We start from the raw sequence: 21,393 nt of genomic DNA, 5'->3' as shown, positions 1-21,393 counted from the left end.
TAGGTAAGCCCCTCATTTTTTTCATACACGACTAAAAACCTTACCTAAACGGCAAGGTTTTTTATATGGGCTTAATTATCAGTCAACTTGGGCAGTTTCTGACTTCACAAGCCTGGAGTATTTGGAATCATCGCTGTTGCCAGAAGCTTTTACGATTTCGTATAATTCCTCTCTTGCATCCTCGATGTTTTCAAAGGTCTCAAAAAACTTCACCCTGATATGATTGACATATTCTTTACCTTCATAGTTTTCATATAATTGGATCTTGGCGTTGTCATCAAGAACTTTAGCGATCGTGTAGGTTGATTTCAGCTTATCAAAAAAATAAAACTTGTAAGACTCCACAGGTTCCAGCCCATCATTCTCCAAAATCGTTTGAAATGTATCTTTGTTGGTCAAAACAATATACTTCTTCATCACAACATTCCTCCTCAGTTTTCTTTTAACTCTCTACTTTACTTGATCGATACGCCATCCACTAAACAATTATAGTATTTTGTATACCAAACTCATTTATCTATTAGTCTATAACAAGAGTCGATGGAGTTCAATAATATTTTCAGAATTTTTTATTAATTTTATTTTAAAAACGAATAACCTAGTTATATCAAGGTTTTAACTGAAATAGGGATTAAGAAATGTGGGGGATAGGGTTTACATGATGTGTTAAATACAGGTATACTTATTTTAAAATTCAAAAAATTTCGATAAAATTTTACTGTGAAGGGGTGTTTTGGTATGCCAAAGGTGACATTACATATCGACGGTGAAGTGGTGCAACAAGATGTTAAAGACCATGCAAATCTAGTTGTTCTTGCTGGGATCAAGCAATTCCCCAAACTGAAGTACGGATGCGGGATGGGAAAATGTACGAAATGCACTTGCAGGGTAATAGAAGGTGCAGATCAATTGGATCCCCCGAATTGGAAGGAACAGAAAATGTTGGGTGAAAATTTGGACGAGGGTTACAGGCTTACATGCCAGTTGACTGTAAAGGACGATCTAGAGATCACACAAGAGGATATCAAGCTTAAGAAGAAAAAGAAGCTGATTCAGGAAAGCACAACGGGTTGATTTAATTTTTATCTTAAAAGGTATACAAAATTCCATTAAATGGGAAGTGATATCGTTTTGAAAGCTTATAAGTTAACAGAAATGACTTGGGAAGAGGTCAGTGAGGCTCTTGAAACAGTAAAAATGGCAATAATCCCCATTGGGGCTCATGAACAGCACGGACCGCATATGGTAGAAAGCTGTGATGCGGTGCTTGCAACTGAGATGGCGAATCGTCTGGCTGAAAAGATGTTTCCGTATGTAATGGTGACTCCGACGGTCAACATGGGGGTTTCCCCGCATCATCTTAACTTCCCAGGGACAATTTCACTCAATCCAGATACGCTTATCGCTATTTTACGTGATATGGTTCGATCTTTGAAGCGGCATGGTGTAGAAAAATTCCTTTTTTTGAATGCACATGGTGGAAATCAATCGACGCTGAGTGTAGCCAGTACGACCCTCGGAACAGAAGAAAATGTCGAAATCTACTTCGCCAAAACGACTGCATCAGCAAAACAAGCAATCTCTGATAATGTAAAATCCCCTATTTTCGGTCATAGCTGCGAACGGGAAGTTTCAGAAGCCCTCTACCTGGCTCCCCAGCTTATCCGGACTGAAAAACTGAATAAAGGAGACCTCAACGAAGGGGGGAGATACAAACAATTAAGACCTGGCAAGCCGATCCAAGGGTTTTATTTCTATGAAGATATGACTCGAAATGGATGCATTGGTGATGCCACAAAAGCATCCAGGGATATAGGTGAACAAATCGTAGAGGAAGCACTGGAAAACCTATCGGCTGCATTAAGGGAGCTGTTGGAGCTCAAGCCAGAGTCAGTTCATTGAAAGCCTTTAAGTTTTAAAGAATCTAAAGGGGTGAAGGAATTTTGGAGTTGTCTGCTGCTCATTGGTTGTACGCTATTGTCACGTTGCTTGTCATCCTTACTATGCTGTTCCGCCGGGGAGTTGTTCTGCCGACGATTGTTGGGACCTTTTTAGTAGCATGGATTTATAAGGGATCGTTCGTGGGCGGCTTTCAGGCAGTATTTAATGCCAACTTGGTTGCTGCGCAAGAGTTATTCAGTATTTTCCTGATCATTACGCTTATGGTCGCCTTGCTGAATTCATTGAAAGATATCGGTGCGGATGAAAAAATGATCGCTCCGATTCAAAAGGTGATGGTCAATGGACACATTGCATTCTTCGTCTTGATCGGGGTAACATATGTGATTTCCTTATTTTTCTGGCCGACACCTGCTGTACCGCTGATCTGTACGTTACTGGTTCCCGCAGCGATCCGTGCAGGACTTCCAGCGATGGGAGCTGCTGTCACTGTAGCGATTGCCGGTCAAGGTATGGCGTTGTCATCCGATTACATCATGCAGATCGCTCCTATGCTGAGTGCGAGTGCGGCTGGAATCAGTACAGCCCAGGTTGCTGATAAAGCGATAATCCTCTCACTCGTCACAGGAGGGGTGGCTGTCCCGTTGGCTTATCTTAGTGTACGCAAATCAATTGCAAAACCGAATAGTGAAGAGTCCGAATCTTCACTTGAAGCTCTCAAGGCATTAACAACAACACCTCAAGTGGAAGCTGAAATGTCAGCTACGACAGAAGATGAGATTTATGAAAATAGACGTGAATTATGGGGGAAGCTTTTTGCGGTCCTCGTTCCGCTCTCTTTGCTAGGTGTCATGGTTTTCATGTTTTCGACGAAAATAGGTGATGCCAAAGCTGGAGGATTTGAAGGCGGTGATGGTGCAGCCTTCATCGGTGGAGTGGCCGCGGTTCTACTCATTCTTGCCTCTGTTGCATTTCGTCGCATCCAAGCCCTTGATAAAATCAGTGATCACATTACGGATGGGTTTGTTTTCGCCTTCAGGGCAATGGGGCCAGTCATCCCGATTGCAGGATTTTTCTTCATGGGTAGCTCGGATTTTACAGGATCGATCCTCTCTTTAGGGGAAGATGCGACTAAGCCAGCCTTTCTCTTTGATCTTGTCCAATCCGCACAATCAGCGATCCCTGAAAACACCTTTTTCTCTGCGTTCGGAATCTTGATTGTCGGAATCATAACAGGTCTTGATGGTTCTGGATTCTCCGGATTGCCGCTCGTCGGTGCACTATCGGGTGCGATGGAAAGCACAACTGGTTTGGATCCAAGCACTTTAGCTGCTATCGGGCAAATGGGCTCGATCTGGACTGGCGGCGGAACATTGATCGCCTGGTCTTCGCTCGTTGCTGTTGCCGGTTTTTGCGGGGTCTCTGTACTGGAATTAGCCAGGAAAAACTTCATTCCGGTCATTGCAGGGTTGTTTGTCGCCACGCTATGCGCCGTCCTATTCATGTGATAATCGACCTAAAAGAACAAAAATATAAAAAATTCTGAAAATACCGTTTACAAATAAAAAAAGATAAGGTACCATTTAATCAATGGTATACCAAATGGATCCATCATAATCTATCACTCGAAACTATATTTCTAACTTATCCAGTTGTTGTCAAGGGTTCATGAAGTATAGTTATATTATTTACGTTAGTTGGTATACAAAATACTGTACACTAAATTAAAGTGTATGACCTTCAAGGAGGAGAATGGAAATGGCAAAACTATTGTCAAAAGATGAGTTTCGTAAAGAATTAGAAGAGGCGATCAAAGGAAACCATAGTCAGAAAGCTCCTTTCACTGTTGCGTGGGCTGAAGGAAAACTTGAAAGACACCATTTTGCGAGATGGGCTGAAAACCATTACCATTACGTAGGCCCTTTTGCTAACTACCTTTCTTACATTTACCATAACACTCCGGATCTACCTGAATATGAAGATGCGAAAGACTTTACACTTCAAAACATGTATGAAGAAGAAATTGCGGCAGACCGTCATACAGACTTGCTGATCCGTTTTGCAGAATCTTGCGGTACAACAAGAGATCGTGTCCAGGACCCTAAGAACATGGCGCCTACGACTCTAGGTTTGCAAAGCTGGTGCTATTCGGTGGCGGCTAGAGAAAACTTCGTCGTTGCCACAGCGGCGTTAGTTGTTGGATTGGAATCTCAAGTCCCGGATATTTACCGTAAACAAACACCGATCCTCCGTGAGAAATATGGTTTCGATGATGAAGAAATCGAATTCTTCGACTTACACATCGTATCGGATGAAATCCATGGAGAGCGCGGATATAAAATCGTCCTCGAACATGCGGATACACCTGAGTTACAGCAGAAGTGTCTGGAGATCGTCCGAGTTGGTGCTAAGATGCGCCGCATGTACATGGACGGCCTCTGGAGAGAATACCTCGAACAAGATCTGGGTGCTCTTGTCGAAGCTTAAAATACTTAAAAACTAGCAAAATATAATACTTTGGCAGTTTCCTGAAGAGGGGAGCTGCCACTTTAATTCATAGGATTACTAGAAAGGATGAGTAATGTGCTGATAGCTAAAGCGGAACGATATAAAAACTTGATTGCTGGAGAATGGACGTCTGCAACGAGTGAGAAGACCTTCCAAAGTACCAATCCTGCAAATAAAGAAGAGGTAGTAGGGGAATTCCAGGCCTCTACAGAGGAAGATGTAAATAAAGCGATCCAATCTGCAGCCGACGCGTTTCCAGAGTGGGCAAACACTGCTCCCTCGAAAAAAGCGGCAATTTTAAATAAAGCGGCAGACCTATTGGAAGAACAAGTTGAAAAGCTTGCTGATGAACTGACTTGGGAAGAAGGGAAACCGCTCGGGGCATCCCGAAAAGAAGTGCTCAGATCAGCCCAAACATTGCGCTATTATGCGGTTGAGGGGCAGAGCTTCACGGGTGAAACGTTCCCGCAAGATGACCCGAATATGAAAGTTTCGACTGAATTGGAGCCACTTGGCGTCGTGACAGTGATCACACCATGGAACTTTCCGATTTCGATTCCAGCACGGAAAATCGCCCCGGCTTTGATTACAGGGAATACGGTGGTGTTTAAGCCGTCTTCGGAGACACCTTTGATCGCTTACCGTCTTGTCGAAGCTCTTCACAAGGCAGGCTTACCGGATGGAGTCCTCAATTTTATAACCGGAAGCTCAAAGGATATCGGGGACAGTCTAGTGGCCCATCCAGAGGTCAAAGCAGTCACGTTCACTGGCTCTACGGGAGCTGGAGAACACATTCACCGCAATGTCTCGCTTGAAACCCGTACGCAAATGGAACTTGGCGGAAAAAACCCGATCATTGTCATGGATGACGCAGATGTTGAACTGGCGGCACAGTTGACGGTAAATGGCGGCTATTCATTGACTGGCCAAGCATGCACAGGGACAAGCCGTGTCATCGTCATGAAGGAAGTGAAAGAAAAGTACTTGGACGCCCTGGTTGAAAAAACCGAGGCATTGAAAATCGGCAATGGGTTTGAACAAGGGGTTACGATTTGCCCGCTTGCGAGTGAAAAACAATTGAAAAATGTCTTGAAATATATCGGAATCGGAAAAGAAGAAGGCGCAAAGCTTGTTTATGGTGGTGAACATCTGACCGACGGTGACCTTGCAAAAGGGTTTTACGTACAACCGACCATATTTACAGATGTGACACCTGAAATGACGATCGCACAGGAAGAAATCTTTGGACCGGTCATTTCCGTCATTGAAGTTGAAAATTATGAGGAAGCGATATCGGTTGCAAATGACGTGAAATACGGACTTGCAGCCTCAATCGTCACAAACAACTTGAAAACGGCCCAGCGATTCACAAAGGAAATCAAAGCAGGAACTGTAAAAGTGAATCGTACGACGACCGGTAACTTGATCAATGCGCCATTTGGCGGCCTGAAAAAATCAAGTACATCCACTTTCAGGGAGTCAGGAAGAGCAGGACTGGAGTTTTTCACACAGATCAAAACCGTGTATGTCGGCTATTAATTAGGAGGAAACAGACCATGAAAACAATGTTGAAACTCGAATTGGAAGAAGCGAAGTTGATCATAGAAGAAGCAAAGAATAAATCAGAAGAAATCAACGTCCTGGAAACGATCGCCGTCGTCGATGACGGTGGGAACTTGATTGCCCTCGAGCGAATGAACGGCGCACGTATTACGGGACCAGAGATTGCGATTGCGAAAGCTTTCACAGCAGCAGGGCATAAACGATCCACCCATCTATTCAATAAAGAACCCAATGGGCCGGTACTGCCAGGAAATGAAGCATTTGGCATCCAACAGATGCTACCGGGTAAATTCGCTGTATTCGTCGGTGGGTTTCCGATCGTGGTTGATGGAGAAGTGATCGGCGGAATCGGTGTAAGCGGCGGGAATGGTGAACAGGATACGGCTGTCGGAACGGCTGCACTCAGAGCATTACAGGAGCATCTGAAGTCTGCAGGACATGAAGTTGTGACGGAAGCAGATATTAAGAAATAATCGCGGTGTTAAAGAAAGAAGGAGATTGAATTGAAACCATTCTTGGACCTTACGATCGGTTTCGCAAGGACCGGTGTGACTGGTTATGGGGGCGGCCCTTCGACGATTCCACTGATCGAATATGAAACAGTGAAGAAATATAAATGGATGACAGAAGATGAATTCGGGCAGACTTTAGCCCTTGCGAATACACTTCCGGGGCCGATCGCTACGAAAATGGCAGCCTATATCGGCTATAAGGTCAAAGGAAGCTTAGGGGCAGTGATTGCGATTCTTGCACATATTTTACCGTCGCTGATCGGAATGATCGGCATGCTTGGTATTTTATACAAATATCGAAGTTCCCCATTCGTAAGTGGGATGGTGGCAGGCGTTACCCCGATCATCGGGATCATGCTGCTCGAAATGGCGTATAAATTTGCGGACAAAGCTCGTAAAGGTCTAGGGTTTCCGATCATGCTCGCATTGTCTGGTATATCGCTTGTCGTCCTCCAATTATTGAACGTCCATCCTGGAGTCATGATCGGGGCCTGTTTGGTGGGGGCTTTCACTGTTGCCACCTACAGGAATAGACTGAAGGCTTCTTCTGACTCTGAGGAAATCCCTGTCGAGCGAAAGGAAGAGAGCGTATGATCTATTGGGATATTTTCTGGGCATTCTTCATTTCCAATTTGCTCGGTTATGGGGGAGGACCTTCTACAATACCCCTGGTTCAAAATGAGGTCGTGAACCGTTATGAATGGATGACTATACGTGAATTCGGAGATCTTTTAGCGATCGCAAATGTTCTGCCAGGCCCGATTGCGACCAAAATGGGCGGCTTTATCGGTTACCAAGTGGGCGGAATTCCAGGTATGTTGATTGCGCTTGCAGCTACGATATTGCCATCTGCAATAGCAGTCATCATCTTGTTCAAGTTTGTGAATTTATTTAAAGATTCTCCACATGTGAAGTTGTTGACTGGATCCGTCCAGCCAGTGATTGCAATTTTACTCGGAGTTTTGGCATACCAGTTTTTCATCACTGCGTTTGAAACGAGCGGGATGGTACATTTGTTGATTTTGACGGCAGCTGGCTGGCTTTTGTTGTACAAAATCAAGATCCATCCAGCACTCATCATTCTTTGCGCACTAGGTTACGGTGGCATATTTCTTTCCTAAATGGAAAATCTCATTAAAGGAGATGGCTCATGGTTTTACGGGTCATCTCTATTTCCATTTTACATAAGAAGTTCCACCAGGGCATTTAAAGTGGTACCATCTTACTAAGTTGCGCAACGACTCCTAAAAGTTGCTCGATGAATTCCTAAAGTTGCTCGACTAACTCTGAAAGGCTCGATTCCCCTTTAAAGTTGCACGATCAAATCATGAGATTTCGCAAATAAAATGAATGAAAAATGAAATTATAGTAAAGAATCTGCTAAAATAGGGAAAAAAGGATGTAACCGTCGCAGTCAAATATTACTATAAATCATTATCGAGCCGGGGTAACGATTTATAGGGAAAAGCTAAGTAGGTGACTTTTAATATGAGATGGGCAGAAGATGAACTGTTATCCATTCGTGAACGTGCATACAGATATTTGAAGGATCTGATTTTAGAAGGCGAATTCAAGCCTGGAGACCGTCTGATCGAGCGCGAACTGGCAACGAAATTGAACATAAGCCGGACTCCGATCCGAGAAGCGTTATTCCGCCTTGAATCCCAGGGCTTCGTTAAAACGGTTCCTCGAAAGGGAGTCATTGTTTCCAACATTTCTGAAGAGGAAGTCATCGAAGTATTTACGATTCTTTCTTCACTTGAGGTGCTTGCTGCAAAACTTGCTGCACAAAAGATGGATGAAGCAACCCAAAAAGAATTTGATAAGAAGATCAAAGAATTAGAAGAGCTCGAGAAAAATGACCACGAAGACTTCGATAATGAGCATATCAATATGAACCTTCTTCTTTATAAAGCTTCTAAAAGTCCAAAGCTGTACGAAATTCTTTCAGGTCTGACGGATTATATCCAAATGTCCGCAAACATGGGATATGAAACACCTGGACGACGAAAGGAATCGTTAAGAGAGCACATTCAGATCATGAAGGCTCTTCGCGATAAAGAAGTCGAAATGGCTGAATACCAGACTAAGATCCATATTGAAAACTCTAAAAAAGCTTATATCAATTTCCTCGAACAACAAAAAGAAAAGCGGAAAACAAGCCAATAAGAAGGCACGGGCGATCAATGGCCCGGCTTTTTTATTTTCATTAATACGACTCATCCCTCAAGGACACCACCTCGGTATACCATTCGTTAACTCTATCAAAATGAATTCCCCACATTCCTAGACAAAAAGTGAAGTTTTTCGAAAATTCAGTTGTCAGAATATTTTTAATATGGTATATTGTATACCAAGAACATAACAGGGAGGACTAAACTATGCCGAATATTAATTACTTGACGAGCGGTAAAGTGATTGAAGTTCCGGAAAACTCGAATATTCTAAGGATGTCTCTAAGATATGATGGTGATCTCCCCAATAAATGTGGTGGCGGAATTTGTGGGACATGCGTTTGTAAAATAGAAGAAGGCGCTGAATTTCTTGATAAGGTGAAAGTCCAGGAACGCCGGAAGTTAGGTGATGAATGGTTGGACAAAGGGTACCGGCTTGGATGCCAGTCGTTCGTAACAAATGGCGATGTGACAGTGTCGTGGGATGAAGAAGTAACGAAAACAGTCAAAAAGAGAAAGCCGGATAAAATCAAGAAAGAGAAAGTAGCAGTTGAAAAATAAAACGTAAAACTGGCTTCAGTTTCAATTGATAGAAGGTAACGAGGTGGAAAATATGTGGCTCTGCAAACATCACTTCAAAAAAGCGATCAACCTGTTGAATGTTCCTCATATTTGTAAAGCACCAGACGGAACCAAATGTTTATTATGCAATCGGAACGCAAGCTTGAAAATCTACTATACACATAACACTTGTAAATTTAAAATCAGGGAACAGTTTGGAGAGCCAGATGAAAAAAGCTTCATGACTGGGACCTTTTGATTTAAAAAAGATACAGAAGGGAAGCTGAAAATGAATTGTGAAAAAGTGGATGAACAGCTTCAATCTCTTGGTTTAGAATTACCTGAGGCGCCAAAACCTTCCGGACATTATCTCGGATCAGTTAGAAGCGGCCAGTTTCTATTCATAAGTGGAGTGACCTGTAAATGGAATGGCGAGCTTCCATACAAAGGTCAGGTAGGAACGGATCTCTCCATTGAAGAGGGATATGAAGCAGCAAAAATTACGACATTGAACCATCTCGCCATCATAAAGGAAGTCGTCGGATGTTTTCGTCTAGTGGATCGTATCGTGAAAGTAACGGGATACGTCAACTGTGGACAAGGGTTTGCAGAGGTGCCGGGCGTGATCAACGGCTCATCTGAACTTTTGATGCAAGTGTTCGGTGAAAATGGAAAGCATGCCAGATGTGCAGTTGGCGTTTCCGCCCTGCCAGGAAATGCAGCTGTTGAAACCGATTTGCTGGTAGCGTTGAAGTGAAAAATACTTAAAAGACCCTTCTAAGTGAAAGTTTCTTAGAAGGTTTTCTATTGGGAACTTTTAAATGAGCCGATTTTAGATTTATGCGCCAAATTATAATTTTATGCGCCGATCCACGTTTCCAAGCCTGATGTATTTATAAATTAATGAAGGAGATTCAGAAGAGATAGGGAAGATATCAATACATATAATTAACTGAATATTGTGTAAACGAGGAGGTTTTCAGATGGCGCAATCTAATCCTGGCTTGAATCCAAATGTACCAACTCAGTCACATGGTACGGCGGTTGGGAAGTTCATTTTTTTCAGTGCAATCGGGATTTTCATGTTTTTCATCCCGATTACCATCAATGAGAAATCCTCAATACCGCTCGATCATCTTGTCACTTGGTTTCAAACGACTTTTCCTTCTATGATCCCTTATTATGCATTGCTCGTCATCATGCTCGGGGCTGCTTTTCCTTTTTATTCAAAAACGTGGAGGAAGGACATCGTAACGCTTGTCTTTTCCGTTCTCAAAGTACTCGGTCTTTTCGCTTCGATACTCATCATGTTCAAGATTGGACCAGCGTGGATAATGGCGCCGAACATGGGACCGTTCCTTTTTGAAAAGCTTGTCATTCCCGTCGGACTGCTTGTCCCTATCGGGGCAGTATTTTTAGCATTGCTTGTCGGTTATGGATTGCTTGAGTTCATCGGTGTAATGGTTCAACCAATCATGCGTCCTATCTGGAAGACGCCAGGACGTTCAGCGATTGATGCTGTTGCTTCATTCGTCGGAAGCTATTCGATCGGCCTGCTGATCACGAACCGTGTTTTTAAAGAAGGGAAGTACACCATAAAGGAAGCGGCAATCATCGCAACTGGATTCTCGACCGTTTCGGCGACGTTCATGATTGTCGTGGCGAATACCCTTGGATTGATGGAGATCTGGAACACATACTTCTGGGTTACCTTGCTTGTGACGTTTCTGGTTACGGCGATTACCGTCCGCATCTACCCATTAAAAAGTATGAGTGATGACTATTTTCAAGGAAGAGAAGGTACGCCGGAAACGAAACCTACCGGGAACAGGGTGCAAGGTGCGTGGAACCAGGCAATGGATGCAGCAAAGGGTGCGCCTACTTTTGGGAAAAATGCCTGGGATAATCTGAAGGACGGATTCATCATGACGATGGCGATTCTGCCTTCGATCATGTCGGTTGGATTACTCAGTCTCATACTTGCTGAATTCACTCCGTTTTTCGATATTCTAGGCTATATTTTTTATCCATTTACAGCTTTATTGCAAATCCCAGAGCCATTGCTTGCTGCAAAAGCAGCAGCCATCGAAATTGCCGAGATGTTCTTGCCAGCATTGCTGGTCGTTGACGCACCTTTGATCACTCGCTTTGTCATCGGGGTTTTATCCGTATCTGCCATCATGTTTTTCTCAGCATTGATACCTTGTATTCTTTCGACTGAAATTCCGATCAGCATATGGAAAATGCTCCTCATTTGGATTGAGCGTACAATTTTGACACTCATCATCGTGACACCGATCGCTTATTTGGTACTTTGATAAAATATAAAAAGGAGAGGATCAAGTGGAGAAGTTTGCAATACTCCGTACCCCTCATGAGATTTATTATGGGCGTGGAGCTCTTGATAATGTTGGATTGGAAGCTGTGGCAAGAGGGAAGAAGGCACTCATCGTCAGCGATAAGGTGATGGATGGACTTGGCTATGTCTCGCTTTGTCAGGATCACTTGAAAATTGAAGGAGTCGAAAGCAGGGTTTACCAAGGTATTGAATCTGAGCCGACAGATCGGTATGTAAGCAAGGGATTAGAACTTTTAAAAATTGAGCAATGTGATCTTGTCGTCTCTATCGGCGGAGGAAGCTGTATCGACACGGCGAAAGCGATTGCTGTCCTGGCGAAAAATGAAGGTTACATAGGCGATTATAGACCCGGGTGTGAAAAAGTGAAGAACAAACCGCTACCGCATATCGCGATCCCGACGACTGGCGGGACAGGTTCGGAAGCAACCGATGTGACGGTGATTACGAATACGAGAGACGATATCAAAATGATGATCAAACAGCCTGCGTTCATGCCAGAGGTAGCGATCGTCGACCCATTGTTGACGGTATCTTCTCCGCAATCTATTACGGCAGCTACTGGTGTCGATGCGCTCAGCCATGCCATCGAGGCGTATCTTTCCAAGCTTTCTCATCCAATGACCGATACATTCGCGTTATCAGCCATGAAACTGATCGTCGAAAATCTTATGACCGCTTACAAGGATGGGGGCAACATCGACGCCAGGGAAGCGATGTCTCTCGGTGCCCTGCAAGCAGGGATCGCTTTTACCAATGCTTCTGTCTGTCTTGTACATGGAATGTCTAGACCGATCGGAGCGCTCTTCCATGTTCCGCACGGCTATTCAAATGCAATGTTGCTGCCTGCAGCTCTGGAATTCAGCAAGGAGATGTGTACTGATAGGTTGGCGGAGTTAGGCCGGATCTTCAAGCCTGGCCAATTGCTATCAAATGAAGAAGCTGCTGACATTGCAGTCGAATCTGTGAAGGAGCTTTGCTCGCAGCTGAATATCCCGAACCTTAGGAACTGGGGGATTGATAAAGGAGCCTTTGATCAAGTGATTCAAAAAATGGCAACTGATGCGATCGACAGCGGCAGCCCAGTCAACAATCCTCGAGTCCCAACCCAAAATGAACTAGAAGAACTCTACCAAATATGTTTTGATTACCAGTTTAAAACTGAAGCAAAGGTAAAGTAGAAAATCATAAAGAAACACTCTCGTTGATTGATTCGAGGGTGTTTTTTGTTTTAACTAAAAAAATTCTGAAATTTCTATTGAAAAGCGCTTTCATTTGTTTTATACTTCCACTAAACCGATTTACTAAACCGGTTTAGTTATCAAAAACAATGAATCATTTAGGGAATGAAGATTATTATGCCAATCAATAAGGTTACGATAGGCGATGTCGCCAAACGAGCGGGTGTTTCCAAAAGTACTGTCTCCCAGTATCTTAATGAGCGTTTTGACTACATGGGTGAGGATACACGTTCGAGAATAAAGAAAGCGATTTCAGAACTGAATTATCAACCGAATGTAGTTGCAAGGAGTTTGAAGAAGAAGAATACGTCCACGATCGGAGTCATTGTGGCAAACATCCTTCACACTTTTTCTACACAAGTGATCCGGTCGATAGAAGATGTCTGCAGTGATGAGGATGTCTCCACAATTGTGTGTAACGCAGATGATGATCCGCAGAAAGAAAAGAAGTACATCGAGACGTTACTCGCTAAGCAAGTGGACGGTTTGATCGTATTTCCGACGAGTGGGAATATGGAAATTTACCAGCGTCTGATCGATGCGAAATTTCCGATCGTATTCATGGACCGCCTCGTTGAAGGCATAACGGTGGATACAGTAATGCTCGACAATGAAAAGGCTTCCCGGATGGCTGTAGATCATCTCGTTCAAAACGGATACGAACGTATCGCAATCATTACAGCGTCAATAATCGAGAATATCACACCGCGTATCGAACGGATCAAAGGCTACAGGAAAGCACTCGAGTCCCATGGATTACCTAATCGGAAAGAATACATCCAAGCAATGGAAATTCAAGAATTGAAACAGGGGATTGAGGAACTGTTTTCATTAGAGGAACCGCCGCAAGCGATCATAACCGGAAACGATTTGACCTTGATGGAGTTCTTGAGCTATGTGACTGAAAAAGAGATTAAAATTGGAAGGGATGTCGGCTTGGTTACGATCGATGAAGTTTCATTCTCAACGATCCACTCCCCACCATTGACAACAGTTGCGCAACCGACATTTGAAATGGGGACGAAGGCAGTCAATCTATTACTCAAAAAAATAAAGAAAACCGATGAAACAGAACCAGATGTATTCCGGTATACGCCATTATTAATCGTCAGGAAATCAGCTGAGAAGGAGGGGGATACAAAATGAATGATGTGATTACAATCGGGGATGCGATGATAACGATGGACCCAGCGACAACTGGTCCACTCCGATTTGTAGATACGTATAAACGCAAAGTCGGAGGAGCGGAGCTTAACGTCGCAATCGGGTGTGCAAGGCTTGGCTTGAAGACCGGTTGGATCAGCCGATTGGGGAACGATGAATTCGGCCGATACATTTACAATTTCACGAGAGGTGAAGGGATTGATGTTTCTGAAGTCCACTTGATGGAAGGATATCCGACATCATTGAACTTCAAGGAAATTCTCGAAGATGGTTCAGGTAAAACATTCTATTATCGGCAACAATCGCCGACCCTTACTTTGAAACCGGAATCACTAGATGAATCTTATTTTAAAAAAGCGAAACTTCTTCATATTACAGGGGTTTTTCCTGCAGTACATGAACAGAACAGGGCTATAATCGATCGTGCCGTCGATTTGGCGAAAAAGTATGATTTGAAAATTTCGATGGATCCAAACATCAGACTGAAGCTTTGGAGCAAAGAAGAAGCCCGCAAAACATTGCTTCAATGGTTGCCGGATGTCGATTATCTTTTGACAGGAATAGACGAAGCGGAAATCCTCTTCGGAACAGATCAAATTCCAGAAATAATCGAACACGCCAAACAATACAGCATTTCACACCTGTTTCTTAAGCTTGGTGATAAAGGGTCGGCTGTTTGGACGCAAAAAGGTTTTATTGAAGAACCTCCCCAAATCGTCCCAAAAGTAGTGGATACGGTAGGGGCAGGGGATGGATTTGACGCAGGTGTGCTTTATGGTCTCCTGAATGACTGGGAACTGCCGAAGATACTGAAGTTTGCAAACATCATCGGTTCAATGGTGGTCAGTGTGAAGGGGGATAACGAAGGCTTGCCATATTTGGAAGATGTCCTGATGAAATTAGAAGGGGAGAAACTCATTGAAAGGTGAGGGTCCATGATACAACTTGCACTCGATCGATTGACGAAGAGTGAATGCCGACAAATCGCTGACCAAGCATCACCCTATGTCGATTATGTAGAAATCGGAACGGGTGTGATCAAGGAATACGGAATGGACTTTGTCTGTGAAATGAAGGAGCGCAACCCCGATAAGATCATCGTAGCAGACATGAAAACGTGTGATGCTGGAAAACACGAAACGAGACAAGCTTTGGAATCAGGTGCAGATATCACGACGGTGATGGGCTTTTCAGCGGATCAGACGATAGTAGACTCGCTGGAAGTTGCAAGAGAACTTGGAAAAAAAGTATTGGTCGATCTGCTTGGAGTCAATTCTAGAAAACGATTGCAAGAGTTGAAAGCTTTAGGGGTCGAACTGGTCTCCGTCCATATCGGAAAAGACATGCAGCAGGCTAGCACCGTGGATTCACTTGAACCTTTTATGGATCTATCGAACGATTTCGATGTTTTTGTCGCCGGGGGGATCGATCCTGATCGAATTGAAAAATTCCATCAACTGAATCCTGCTGTTTATATCTTTGGAAGCTACATTACGGCTGCAGAAAGTCCATCGAGTGCAGCCAAGACCATTAAGGAGGTGATCCAATCTATTGAAAGAAATACACCTTCAAATTCTTAATGAGTTGCAACAAGTCGCAGAGGGGTTGGATGATGAACAGATCAAGCCTTTTATAGAGGAATTGCGTAAAGCTGATCGTATTTTCGTAAGCGGTGAAGGCCGTTCCGGTTTGATGGGAAAGGCTTTTGCGATGCGGCTGATGCATGCTGGCTACACTGTCTTCGTAACAGGTGAAACGATCACACCGAGCATCAAGGAAGGGGACGTGCTTGTCTCGATCAGCGGATCAGGGAATACGAAATCTGTGAAAATGGTTGCCGAACAAGCAAAAAGCACCGGCGCTTTGGTTTTACTGGTTTCAACCAACCAAGATTCAGAGATTGGAAGATTCGCAGATCGAAATATCATCATAAAAGCGGCAACTAAACATGATCATTCTAGAGCCTTTTCCACCATTCAACCAATGGGGAATCAGTTTGATCAAAGTGTACATTTGTTGCTTGATGCAATCGTCATTGCACTGACCAAGGAAACAGAAAACCTGAATGAAGTGATGAAACAACAACATGCCAACCTTGAGTGAGAGGAATGTTCTTATGTCTGAAGTCATTGTAAAAAAGGAAGAATTGAAAACTCTAGTCGTTCAAAAGTTAACGGAAGCTGATGTCAGTGAGGACCATGCAAGAGTAGTAGCGGACGTCCTGGTCCACGCAGATCTTAGAGGTGTCCACTCACATGGTGTATTACGGACTGAACACTATGTAAAACGCTTGAAGGAAGGCGGCATGAACCCGAATCCCAAGTTCGCCGTTGAACAAAAAGGCAGGTCAGCAGCGCTTTTCGATGGCGACAACGGAATGGGCCATGTCATCGCGAAGGAAGCGATGGATCATGCTATAAAACTATCAAAGGAAAACGGGATCGGAATCGTTGGTATCGTGAACAGCAGCCATTGCGGCGCTTTATCTTATTTTGCCGAGCAAGCGGCAGCAGAAGAGACGATCAGCATGATCATGACACATACAGACAGCGCGGTCGTCCCGTTCGGCGGTTCGGAACCCTATTTCGGAACGAATCCGATCGCCTACGGTTTTCCTGCAAAAGAACAAAAACCGATTATTCTCGATATGGCGACGAGCAATGTCGCATTAGGAAAGATCCTCCATGCCAGGGAACAAGGAACATCGATTCCAGATAACTGGGGAGTCGATGGCAATGGGAATCCGGTCACTGACCCGAATCTCGTCAAACACTTACTTCCGGTAGGAGGTCCGAAAGGGTATGGCCTCGCATTGACAGTAGATGTGATGACAGGGGTTTTGACAGGTTCCGCTTTCGGTCCGAGCATCACCACGATGTATGGGGACTATGGGAAAAACCGTCATCTCGCACATGTCATCATCACGATTGATCCGGGGCTTTTCATAGGAAAGGACCAATTCTTATCCAATATCGATCAAATGATCAATGAGCTCCACGAAGTACAGCATGCTGAGGGTTTCTCATCTGTCCTGGTTCCAGGTGAGCCAGAACAATTGAAAGAAGAACTGAGGTCTACCGAGGGTATACCGCTATCTCGCAGTATTTACGATTATTTAAAATCCTAAAAAATAATGTCAGGGGGATTTACAAAATGAAAAAGTGGTTTAGTTTAATGTTAGCTTCAATGATGGTTTTCGCTTTGGCTGCCTGCAGCGGAGCGAATGAGTCCGGGGGTTCAGGAGATACGACGACTTGGAAATTAGCGCATCTCGGTAATGAAGATCACGTTTGGCATAAAACGGCCGAAAAATTCGCTGAGCTGGTTGCTGAAAAGACAGACGGTAAATTGGAAATCAAAATCTTCCCTAATGAACAATTAGGCGGGGAAACTGAAGTTTTGAACAGTATTGAAGCTGGGACAGTCGATATGACGATTTCTGGTGAAACGATGCAGAACTGGGCTCCAGAAGCCGCACTGATGGCAGTACCGTATGCATTCCAAGGTCAAGATCATATGAAAAAAGTGGTTGAAGGTGAGATTGGTGGCGAGATTGAAAGTGCAATCACAGAGAAAGTGGGCGTTACACCGCTTTATTATCACATGCGTGCACCTCGAAACTTGACGTCTAACAAGCCAATCGAAACACCTGAGGATCTGAATGGATTCAAAATGCGTGTACCGAACGTTCCATTATTCATGGATGCATGGAAAGAAGCAGGTGCACGACCTCAAGTGATGGACTTCAGTGAAGTGTTTACAGCTTTACAGCAAAATGTAATCGATGGACAAGAAAACCCGGTCGATCTGATCCATAGTGCAGGATTTAATGAAGTTCAAAAATACGTGAACAAAACGGAGCACGTTTATTCTTGGATCTATGTCGTAGTAGGAAACAAACAGTTTGAAGCATTGGATGAAGAGACACAAAATGCGGTGAAAGAAGCGGCTGAGGAAGCTCAAGCTTACGGACAGGAATTGTTTGAAAAAGAAACTACTGAATATGAAAAAGCATTGCAAGACGAAGGCATGGAATTTGTAGAAGTAGACAAGGAAGCGTTTGCTGATGCAATGAAACCTGCCGTCGAAAAGAGTTTGTCTGAAGAACAGCTCGAACTATACGAAAAAATCTTAGAATCGGCTGAATGATCATCATAAGGTTGGCTCATCTGTGTCTTGTCCCTGTTTTTTAATAAATAGGCTGTTTTCTAAAAGTTTGTTGCTAATTGAATGCTGATAGAAGAGGATTGAAAACCTATAGCAGTGGAAATATGCGAGACTCCTGCGGGAAAGCAAGCTAAGCGAGACCCCGCAAGCGAGGAACGAGCTGAGGAGGCTTGCAGATTGTCCGCGGATAGCGAGTATATTTCCAATTTGTAAAAAACAACATTCTATATGAAAACAGCCAAAAATAAGAAGCAGGGGCTGGACGTGAGGCAATGAGCCAGCCATATTCAATAATTAGAAAAGGAGAGAGCTGTATGCTAGGCGTTAAGATTATGAGTCGAATCCTGAAACTATTGACTATACTTTCATTTTCTGCCCTTATCGTGGTTGTGTTGATGCAAGTGATTGGGAGGTATACCCCAGTAACTTTCGTCTGGACAGAAGAGCTCTCTCGTTTTCTATTTATCTATTCGATTGCATTTGCAGCACCAGTCGCAATGGAAAAACGCGAGTACGTGAGGGTCGACCTGCTAATAAGCATTTTACCGGAAAAAATCAGGAAGTATTATGACGCCTTGATCTATCTGGTGCTAGGAATCTTTTCGGCATCACTGATCAATTATGCGTATCAATTTTCATTGATCGGGCAGAACCAATCATCTGCAACATTGACAGTCAAGATGTTTTACATTTATTCAAGCATGACGATTACATTTGCGTTTTTAGCTTTGTACAGTCTCTTGAACATCTATCATGTCATTACTCAGAATAACGAAGAGGGTGTAGAACAATGATGGCACTGATCCTTTTTATATCTTTTTTAATCCTTATATTCCTTGGTGTACCCATCGCATTCAGTCTGGGGATCTCATCGCTGATCTATATCCTGATGGTCGATATCCCGCTTAACATCATCCCTCAGAAGATGTTCGAGGGCATCAATTCATTCGTCTTGTTATGTATTCCAGGCTTCATTTTGGCAGGTAACTTGATGAATGCTGGAGGGATTACCGAAAGGATCATCGCCTTTACCAATAATCTTATCGGACATATCCGTGGCGGACTTGGACTAGCGAATGTCGGTTCTTCGATGGGATTTGCCGGAATTTCCGGAACTGCACTAGCGGATACGGCTAGTATAGGGTCCGTCCTTATTCCTGCAATGAAAAAAGAGGGATATGATGCTCCATTCTCGGTTGCAGTAACGTCATCCTCTTCGACTATAGGGCCGATCATCCCGCCTTCCTTGCCGATGATCATCGTCGGTACTTTAGCTACCGTTTCAATCGGAGATCTGTTTTTGGCGGGGACCATTCCTGGCATTCTATTAGGAATCGGGCTGATGATCGTCACTTATATCATTTCGGTAAAACGAAAATATCCAAAAGGAGAGCGTCAAAAACTGCCTACGATCGTAAAGTCGTTCTGGGGCGCATTCTGGGCCTTGATGATGACGGTGGTCATTCTTTTCGGGATCCTGAGTGGTTATTTTACACCTACGGAGGCTTCCATTGTCGCTGTTGTTTACGCTTTGCTTGTCGGAATGTTCATTTATAGGGATTTGAAGGTCCATCAGCTGCCTAAAATCCTCCTTGATTCGATGGTAAGTACGGCGGGGATCATGGTCCTTGTCGGATTCGCCAATCTTTTCGGGTGGGTGCTTGTCAGTGAACAGATTCCTCAATTGGTTGCGGATACGATTCTATCAATCTCTGAAAATCCAATCGTGGTCATTTTACTGTTGAACCTACTGCTTCTGTTCGTAGGCACGTTCATGGAGACGATTGCTGCGCTGGTGATTTTATTCCCTGTATTGATGCCGGTTGCTGCCCAGGTCGGTATGGATCCAGTCCATTTCGGTGTCATGATGGTATTGAATTTGATGATCGGTCTATCAACACCGCCAGTCGGGGTCTGCTTGTTTGTCGCATCCAGCATCGGAAAAGTATCGATCGGAAGGGCATCCGTCGCCTTGTTACCTTTTTTAGGTGTAAGCCTTGTGGTCCTATTGCTCGTCAGTTTCGTTCCTCAATTAACGATGTATCTACCAAGTCTATTTGATTAGAAAAAACAGGGGGAGAGATCATGAAAGCTATCCAGGTTTCAGAACCAGGAGATATCAGTGTAGTAGAAGTCGAAGAATCTAAACTGGAAGATTCAAATCAGGTGAAAATACGGATGAGGGCAATGGGTATTTGTGGTTCAGATATGCATATCCTACATGGCGAAAATCCATTTGCCACTTATCCTCGTATTATCGGGCATGAAGTAGCCGGAGAAGTGATGGAGGTTGGTGATTCTGTATCGAGAGTTGCGGTCGGCGATAAAGTCGTGGTCGAACCGATGACCTCATGCGGGGCATGTTATGCCTGCAGACAAGGCAGACCGAATGTATGCGAAAATGTGGAAGTTTACGGTGTCCATCGGGAAGGCGGCGGTAGGGAAGTCATGGTCATCTCTGAGAACCTTGTCCATAAGGTCGATGACAGACTGGATTGGTCCGAAATCGCGCTGATTGAGCCTTTTACGATAGGAGCACAGTCGGTTTACCGTGGCGATGTCAAAGAAGGCGATATGGTCTTTATCATAGGGGCCGGACCGATCGGTTTATGCTGCTTGAAAGTCGCAAAGGAAGCTGGGGCGAAGGTAGCGATCTCTGATTTCAATGAAGAAAGATTGGCCTTTGCTGAAAAGTGGGGAGCAGATTTCACCGTCAATCCAAGTGACGGCGATGTTAAAGAGCAAATCATGGAATGGACAGAAGGCATGGGAGCCAATGTCGTCATCGATGCCGTCGGGCTTCCACAAACGGTTGAACAGGCGATCGATGTAACTTCTGTAGCTGCAAGAGTGGTATTACTTGGATTTCATAGCTCACCGTCACAGATTTCACAAGTGGACATCACGAAAAAAGAATTGACGATTTGCGGTTCACGTTTACAGACGGATCGCTTCCCTATCGTCGTCGATCTCTTCAATACTATGAAGTTTGATGTTAAAGATCTAGTCAGTCATGAATTCCCAATAGAAGATACCCAAAAAGCATTCAAATTGATGGAATCCCCACCATCCTCAGTCCGAAAAGTCGTCATCCAGCTTTAGGAAGCTTCGGTGCCGAGCTTCGGTGCCAGGCACCATTCAGGAAGCCTTGCAGGAGAAGGGATTCAAAATGGTGCCTGGCATCAAACGCCAACCTTAGAGCTGCAACGGTTCTCAAACGGTACCTGGCACGGATTTAATTGTAAAGG

General features: G+C 44.0%; 24 protein-coding genes. 23 read left to right on the top strand and 1 reads right to left on the bottom strand.

All coding sequences use genetic code 11. From position 1 onward, the window contains the following. Positions 1-78: 78 nt before the first annotated feature. Positions 79-417: a hypothetical protein gene (locus tag ACJROX_RS25120; RefSeq protein ID WP_408007945.1), complete on the bottom strand. Its 339-nt coding sequence runs from the start codon at positions 415-417 to the stop codon at positions 79-81. A gap of 321 nt (positions 418-738) precedes the next feature. Between ACJROX_RS25120 and ACJROX_RS25115 the strand changes: the two genes are divergently transcribed. From ACJROX_RS25115 to ACJROX_RS25005, 23 genes are all read left to right on the top strand, one after another. Further along, positions 739-1,074 carry a 2Fe-2S iron-sulfur cluster-binding protein gene (locus tag ACJROX_RS25115; protein WP_408007944.1) on the top strand — a complete coding sequence of 112 codons (336 nt, stop codon included), beginning with the start codon at positions 739-741 and terminating at the stop codon, positions 1,072-1,074. Positions 1,075-1,113: 39 nt separating this feature from the next. After that, positions 1,114-1,902 carry a creatininase family protein gene (locus ACJROX_RS25110; protein ID WP_408007943.1) on the top strand — a complete coding sequence of 263 codons (789 nt, stop codon included), beginning with the start codon at positions 1,114-1,116 and terminating at the stop codon, positions 1,900-1,902. A gap of 41 nt (positions 1,903-1,943) precedes the next feature. After that, on the top strand, positions 1,944-3,407 hold the full coding sequence (locus ACJROX_RS25105; RefSeq protein WP_408007942.1) for a hypothetical protein: 1,464 nt from the start codon (positions 1,944-1,946) through the stop codon (positions 3,405-3,407). Between the two features lie 250 nt (positions 3,408-3,657). Beyond that, complete coding sequence (locus ACJROX_RS25100; RefSeq protein ID WP_408007941.1) at positions 3,658-4,386, top strand: TenA family transcriptional regulator; 729 nt, start codon at positions 3,658-3,660, stop codon at positions 4,384-4,386. 87 nt (positions 4,387-4,473) lie between these two features. Beyond that, the gene (locus ACJROX_RS25095) at positions 4,474-5,946 is read left to right on the top strand and encodes an aldehyde dehydrogenase family protein (RefSeq protein WP_408007940.1); all 1,473 of its coding nucleotides are present in this window, start codon (positions 4,474-4,476) and stop codon (positions 5,944-5,946) included. A 17-nt stretch (positions 5,947-5,963) separates the two neighbouring features. Further along, positions 5,964-6,443, top strand: a complete 480-nt coding sequence (locus ACJROX_RS25090) for a GlcG/HbpS family heme-binding protein (RefSeq protein WP_408007939.1) — start codon at positions 5,964-5,966, stop codon at positions 6,441-6,443. A gap of 30 nt (positions 6,444-6,473) precedes the next feature. Next, entirely contained in the window at positions 6,474-7,076 is a 603-nt protein-coding gene (locus tag ACJROX_RS25085; RefSeq protein WP_408007938.1) for a chromate transporter, read from the top strand. Further along, positions 7,073-7,603, top strand: a complete 531-nt coding sequence (locus tag ACJROX_RS25080; protein WP_408007937.1) for a chromate transporter — start codon at positions 7,073-7,075, stop codon at positions 7,601-7,603. Before ACJROX_RS25085 ends, ACJROX_RS25080 begins: the two co-directional genes overlap by 4 nt. 367 nt (positions 7,604-7,970) lie before the next feature. Next, positions 7,971-8,651 (top strand): GntR family transcriptional regulator, encoded by a 681-nt coding sequence (locus ACJROX_RS25075; RefSeq protein WP_408007936.1) that lies wholly within the window; start codon positions 7,971-7,973, stop codon positions 8,649-8,651. A gap of 212 nt (positions 8,652-8,863) precedes the next feature. Beyond that, positions 8,864-9,217 carry a 2Fe-2S iron-sulfur cluster-binding protein gene (locus ACJROX_RS25070; RefSeq protein ID WP_408007935.1) on the top strand — a complete coding sequence of 118 codons (354 nt, stop codon included), beginning with the start codon at positions 8,864-8,866 and terminating at the stop codon, positions 9,215-9,217. Between the two features lie 43 nt (positions 9,218-9,260). Beyond that, positions 9,261-9,476 (top strand): hypothetical protein, encoded by a 216-nt coding sequence (locus tag ACJROX_RS25065; protein WP_408007934.1) that lies wholly within the window; start codon positions 9,261-9,263, stop codon positions 9,474-9,476. A 30-nt stretch (positions 9,477-9,506) separates the two neighbouring features. After that, positions 9,507-9,974: a RidA family protein gene (locus tag ACJROX_RS25060; protein WP_408007933.1), complete on the top strand. Its 468-nt coding sequence runs from the start codon at positions 9,507-9,509 to the stop codon at positions 9,972-9,974. A 226-nt stretch (positions 9,975-10,200) separates the two neighbouring features. Beyond that, a complete protein-coding gene (locus ACJROX_RS25055; protein ID WP_408007932.1) occupies positions 10,201-11,535 on the top strand; it encodes a YjiH family protein in 1,335 nt (444 codons plus the stop codon). Between the two features lie 25 nt (positions 11,536-11,560). Next, complete coding sequence (locus ACJROX_RS25050; RefSeq protein ID WP_408007931.1) at positions 11,561-12,754, top strand: iron-containing alcohol dehydrogenase; 1,194 nt, start codon at positions 11,561-11,563, stop codon at positions 12,752-12,754. Positions 12,755-12,937: 183 nt separating this feature from the next. Beyond that, the gene (locus ACJROX_RS25045; RefSeq protein ID WP_408011768.1) at positions 12,938-13,960 is read left to right on the top strand and encodes a LacI family DNA-binding transcriptional regulator; all 1,023 of its coding nucleotides are present in this window, start codon (positions 12,938-12,940) and stop codon (positions 13,958-13,960) included. Next, positions 13,957-14,907 carry a sugar kinase gene (locus tag ACJROX_RS25040; RefSeq protein ID WP_408007930.1) on the top strand — a complete coding sequence of 317 codons (951 nt, stop codon included), beginning with the start codon at positions 13,957-13,959 and terminating at the stop codon, positions 14,905-14,907. Before ACJROX_RS25045 ends, ACJROX_RS25040 begins: the two co-directional genes overlap by 4 nt. A gap of 6 nt (positions 14,908-14,913) precedes the next feature. Beyond that, positions 14,914-15,558 (top strand): 3-hexulose-6-phosphate synthase, encoded by a 645-nt coding sequence (gene hxlA, locus ACJROX_RS25035; protein WP_408007929.1) that lies wholly within the window; start codon positions 14,914-14,916, stop codon positions 15,556-15,558. Continuing rightward, a complete protein-coding gene (hxlB, locus tag ACJROX_RS25030) occupies positions 15,530-16,081 on the top strand; it encodes a 6-phospho-3-hexuloisomerase (protein ID WP_408007928.1) in 552 nt (183 codons plus the stop codon). Before hxlA ends, hxlB begins: the two co-directional genes overlap by 29 nt. Positions 16,082-16,094: 13 nt before the next feature. Continuing rightward, a complete protein-coding gene (gene allD / locus ACJROX_RS25025; protein WP_408007927.1) occupies positions 16,095-17,105 on the top strand; it encodes an ureidoglycolate dehydrogenase in 1,011 nt (336 codons plus the stop codon). Between the two features lie 26 nt (positions 17,106-17,131). Next, positions 17,132-18,127, top strand: a complete 996-nt coding sequence (locus ACJROX_RS25020) for a TRAP transporter substrate-binding protein (protein WP_408007926.1) — start codon at positions 17,132-17,134, stop codon at positions 18,125-18,127. Between the two features lie 332 nt (positions 18,128-18,459). After that, positions 18,460-18,939 (top strand): TRAP transporter small permease, encoded by a 480-nt coding sequence (locus ACJROX_RS25015; protein WP_408007925.1) that lies wholly within the window; start codon positions 18,460-18,462, stop codon positions 18,937-18,939. After that, on the top strand, positions 18,936-20,210 hold the full coding sequence (locus ACJROX_RS25010) for a TRAP transporter large permease (RefSeq protein ID WP_408007924.1): 1,275 nt from the start codon (positions 18,936-18,938) through the stop codon (positions 20,208-20,210). The genes ACJROX_RS25015 and ACJROX_RS25010 overlap by 4 nt, the downstream gene beginning before the upstream one ends. Positions 20,211-20,230: 20 nt before the next feature. Continuing rightward, positions 20,231-21,247, top strand: coding sequence for a zinc-binding alcohol dehydrogenase family protein (locus tag ACJROX_RS25005; protein WP_408007923.1), 1,017 nt, complete (start codon positions 20,231-20,233; stop codon positions 21,245-21,247). The last annotated feature ends 146 nt before the right edge of the window (positions 21,248-21,393 follow it).

The organism is Pseudalkalibacillus sp. A8 (assembly GCF_045920555.1).
Lineage (GTDB): Bacteria > Bacillota > Bacilli > Bacillales > Fictibacillaceae > Pseudalkalibacillus.
This window is presented reverse-complemented; position numbering and strand designations above follow the sequence as displayed.